A 3838-nucleotide genomic window follows, 5' to 3' on the forward strand; every position below is an offset into this window, starting at 1 on the left:
CGGATTGCCTCGCTCTTCAACATAAACCGCGTGACCGGCTTGACCTTCACCTCCAGCGTCGGATCGGAGCCCCTACCGCGCGAGCGGTTTAGTCCAGTCGGCCAACTGCGGACGGTCGACTGAGGCGTTGCGCGGACGATAAAAGGTCCAATGCCCGCCTTTACAGGACGTTCAACAAGCGACCTCCTCTCGGGGGGGCGTTGTCTCTAATAGACCGTCACCATTGTCGCCCGCGCATTGCCTCACGCCGATGATCAATAAATGGCCAGGCGATATGCCGATGCTTACGCGGGCCGCCGGTGCGGACATTGTCCGCACCGGACCAGTACCACCCAACGCGTAGCGGAACAAGCGGGACCAAGGTCCAATATCGCCTTGAGCGTATCGTGAATATCCTTGCCAAGACATGCGTTGGAGCCTTCCCGGTTCGCCTCGATGGGAATATTCACGTCCGGCGCTGCAAGCGCTGCTTCTGCCGAATCTCGATGGCGACAGTGGCGCGGTTTTCCATCGAGCTTTTCACGCGCTGACCTTGACCTAGCGGAGCATTCGAATGCGTCTCCTATCCGGCCGCCTTTCTTCGACAAGTGCTTTTTTCCTGGTCGTTCTGGCCACGACATCCCTCCCGCGTCCCGTATTCGCTCAGAGCGCGACGGAGGTAGCCGCCGTTGGGCCGCACACGGCGGGCATAGCTACCCTGATCAGGACCAACGCGACGGTTATCGGCATTGACGTTACATCGCGCACTGTGACGCTGCGGGGCGTCGGCGGACGAATCTTCGAGGTGACGGTAGGCCCGGAAGTGGGTGACATAAGCAAGTTGAAGATAGGCGACGCTGTCCAGATTGCTTATCAGGAGTCTCTCCTGATTCACGCAGATAGAGTGAAATCGAACGGCATCCGCGAGCGGATTGACTCCACCGAAGTCCTTCCCGCCTCCGGCGGAGTTGCCGCATCGGCTCACAGGGTACAGGTACTTGGAACCGTCCAGAAGGTGGACGCAAAGACACGCCTGGTCACGCTTCGAGGACCGCTCAGAACCGTTACGGTCAGGGCGGGTCCTGACATATCAATAGCGGATCTGAAGGTAGGGGACAGTGTCAGCGCTGAATTCATCACAGCAACCGCAGTGAAAGTCACTCGCGGAAAAGAGCCTTTGAACTAGCGCGCTGCGCGGTCCGTCACCAGACCACGCAGCAGAAGCTCACGCGCCTACGCAAACGCCTCGGCGTAAGGCGCGGCAGGGCGTGTATCGCTACGACCGAGTGCCGCCGGCGAGCCCCCGCGCAATCCATGGCGTGGTTCTTTCGGCATGTCCCGTCGGACATGGCGCTGGTTCCGGCGGCGTCGATCGAACCCGCGGCGTGCTGCGGGATCAGCTGCCGGGCGGCCGGGCCGGCACCTTCTGCCAGCCGCCGGGACAGGCCCTGACATACGGGTAGTAACCCTCAGGCTTCCTGCAGTAATACCAGGAACCCGCTTGCTGCGCGTCGCCACCACCCATATCCTGCCTCTGCTCCGTGTACTGGGTCGGCGACGAGGACACGTCGACCGCCGTAGGCCCGTAAGGGTAGTAGCCGGGGTAGTAGGACGGGTACGAATAGGCATAGTACGGGTATGGATAGCCATAGACAAAACCCGGGCCGAAATAGAGACCGATGGACCCGCCGCAGCAGTAACCACCGTGGTAGTAGCCACCACCGTGGTAGTAGCCACCGCCGTGATAGTAGCCACCGCCGTGATAGCCGCCGCCACCGCCCCAGCCCCCACCGGCTATGGCTGCGCCGCTGGCGCCCAAGGTCGCCAACACCAGCAATAGCTGGCACGCTCTACGCCCATTCATAATGGTCACCTCGACTGTCCACGCCGATTCAGATTTTTGCCATCGAGCCGAACCTTGCCCGGGGAACGGCTGGCCTGAATCAGGACCGGCTACTCACAAGTTTATGAATTTTGGGGACATTTTTCCTACTTCGTGTAACGGGACGCGACGCGACCGGAAACGCAGGAGATCCGCGGCTTGCTTAAGCGTGACTTCGCCGCGTCGATCGAGGTACTTACTTCCCGCGATCCGTCGCAGTTGGGGCGACCAGGTCACGCACTATCTCGCTGTCCAGCGTATCGAATGAGCCTTGCGCTGACGAGATCAGGAGGCCAAGCACCAACCCACCTTAGCGATGAATCAGTGGCTTCGTAAAACTGGCGACCGGCCTGATCGCTACCATGGCCGGTGTTCCGGCAGCACGACACGCAGATACGAGCCAGGCAGTGCGCTGCCGAATACGCACACAAACACAATCAGGGCAACGAGCGGATGGCTCACCCTGCAATGCTCCGTCTCTGGTCGTAAGCGTGCCGCACCCGGCAGCTATCAGGGAATCATGCCGCACTCGAACATCTTGTTGGCAATGGGGGCGGCCACCCTGTCGATAAACGCAGCCCGCATCTGCGGGTCACCCTGGAGCATCTGTACCGCCTCCTGCTCTCTCTGGGATTTCGGATGACCTTGTTTAGCGGCTCGCTTTTCCCAAAGTTGCTCGCAGCTCGCTTGCTGGTACTTCTGCACGAGATCGTCAGCGATCATATTCATGACAGGGTATTGAGCCGCGGCGGCCTTCGCGAACAGCAACGCCGGTACCATCGCGAACCAAAAACATTTGTTCATGGGATCACCCTCGCATCCTCACAAGTGGCTACCGGTCTGGCAGAGTTCCAGAATCGGCGCCTCCGCACGCAAGGCATGGTTCTTGATTTGTCTTCACGCCTCGTCCAGGAGCGCGTGATCAACAACGCTCGTCCGAAAGATAGGCTATGTGATTAGTGAGGATGCCGATATTGGACCAAGGTCCAATATCGAAGCAATTCGACCACTGCCCGTCTTCTATGGGCAATTGCCTTTCCGAGATCGGAAGGGCAGCTTTCACCGATCGTGCTAAGTCGCCTCATGCCGAAGCGTACTGATTCGAATGGCCGTTCCACGCCGGTGAGCTGACGGCTGCGCGTTGGAAGGCCGAATGTCTCGCCAGGGTCGGGTTCGGCCGACCGCATCGGACAGCAGTCGGGCCAGCTTCAGCCGTTCATGCAAGTCTGGCGAGCGGCCGCGTACTGGCCGACAAGAGACGAACCTTTCTCAATAAAAGACTTGACCTTCCCCCACTGGGAAGGTCAACGATGCAGGCAAGAACCAGCGGATAAGCGAAATCGCGGTACCTAATCCGAAGCCATGAAATTCCTGACCAAACTGATTGCCTGTTTTCTGATCGCCTGGTTGCCGATAGTCGGCTTCCCGGCACAGGCACCGCTTTGCTTCGGGATGTCGACAGAGGTTTCGTCATCGCATGAATACCAGTCGGTGACGGCCAGTTCGCACGACCTCAAACACAACACCAAATCGCCGTGCGTCAAGCAGGGGACCGTCTGCCAAGCCGCCATGCATAGCCTGTGCTGCGACGCACCGGGCGTTCTCGCCTCGTCATATCAAGCTATCACGTCAATCATCTCGTTACCCCAATATCGGCTTGTGAACCGGGCCCTCGACGCGCAGTTCGTTCCCGAACCGCCGCAGCGTCCACCACATAGCGCATAACCCTCCCTCGCAAGCAGCCCACAGACAGATCTCCGGACGGCGCTCGCACTCGTCCAGACGAGCTGTCGATCGGAACAGCGCACGACGCACCAACTAGACGATCAGCGTGATCGGGGGCGAGTTCGTCTGCGACTTCCTGATCCAAACATACAACCCGAATTACTAACCAGTGCATAAATAAGCGAACATAGATTGACGCTATGTTCTAAGCTTTAAGGAGCTTGGGGAGAGGCGCAATGCGGGAAGACGACG

4 protein-coding genes are annotated in these 3838 nt (G+C 59.4%); 2 read left to right on the forward strand and 2 right to left on the reverse strand.

What is annotated here, in order from left to right:
- Positions 1–553: 553 nt before the first annotated feature.
- Positions 554–1165 carry a hypothetical protein gene (locus P3T40_RS44740; protein ID WP_429274063.1) on the forward strand — a complete coding sequence of 204 codons (612 nt, stop codon included), beginning with the start codon at positions 554–556 and terminating at the stop codon, positions 1163–1165.
- Positions 1166–1375: 210 nt separating this feature from the next.
- Here the strand turns inward: P3T40_RS44740 and P3T40_RS44745 are convergent, their stop codons facing one another.
- On the reverse strand, positions 1376–1843 hold the full coding sequence (locus P3T40_RS44745; protein WP_429274064.1) for a hypothetical protein: 468 nt from the start codon (positions 1841–1843) through the stop codon (positions 1376–1378).
- Positions 1844–2371: 528 nt separating this feature from the next.
- Entirely contained in the window at positions 2372–2665 is a 294-nt protein-coding gene (locus P3T40_RS44750; protein ID WP_429274065.1) for a hypothetical protein, read from the reverse strand.
- A gap of 558 nt (positions 2666–3223) precedes the next feature.
- Between P3T40_RS44750 and P3T40_RS44755 the strand changes: the two genes are divergently transcribed.
- A complete protein-coding gene (locus P3T40_RS44755; RefSeq protein WP_429274066.1) occupies positions 3224–3586 on the forward strand; it encodes a hypothetical protein in 363 nt (120 codons plus the stop codon).
- Positions 3587–3838: the final 252 nt, after the last annotated feature.

The sequence above is a fragment of the Paraburkholderia sp. EB58 genome, from assembly GCF_050436665.1.
Lineage (GTDB): Bacteria > Pseudomonadota > Gammaproteobacteria > Burkholderiales > Burkholderiaceae > Paraburkholderia.

What these genes read in the sequence shown, in the direction of transcription:
- P3T40_RS44755 (WP_429274066.1), top strand. Translation starts at nt 3,224, where the DNA reads ATGAAATTCCTGACCAAACTGATTGCCTGTTTTCTGATCGCCTGGTTG.
- P3T40_RS44750 (WP_429274065.1), bottom strand. Translation starts at nt 2,665, where the DNA reads ATGAACAAATGTTTTTGGTTCGCGATGGTACCGGCGTTGCTGTTCGCG.
- P3T40_RS44740 (WP_429274063.1), top strand. Translation starts at nt 554, where the DNA reads ATGCGTCTCCTATCCGGCCGCCTTTCTTCGACAAGTGCTTTTTTCCTG.
- P3T40_RS44745 (WP_429274064.1), bottom strand. Translation starts at nt 1,843, where the DNA reads ATGAATGGGCGTAGAGCGTGCCAGCTATTGCTGGTGTTGGCGACCTTG.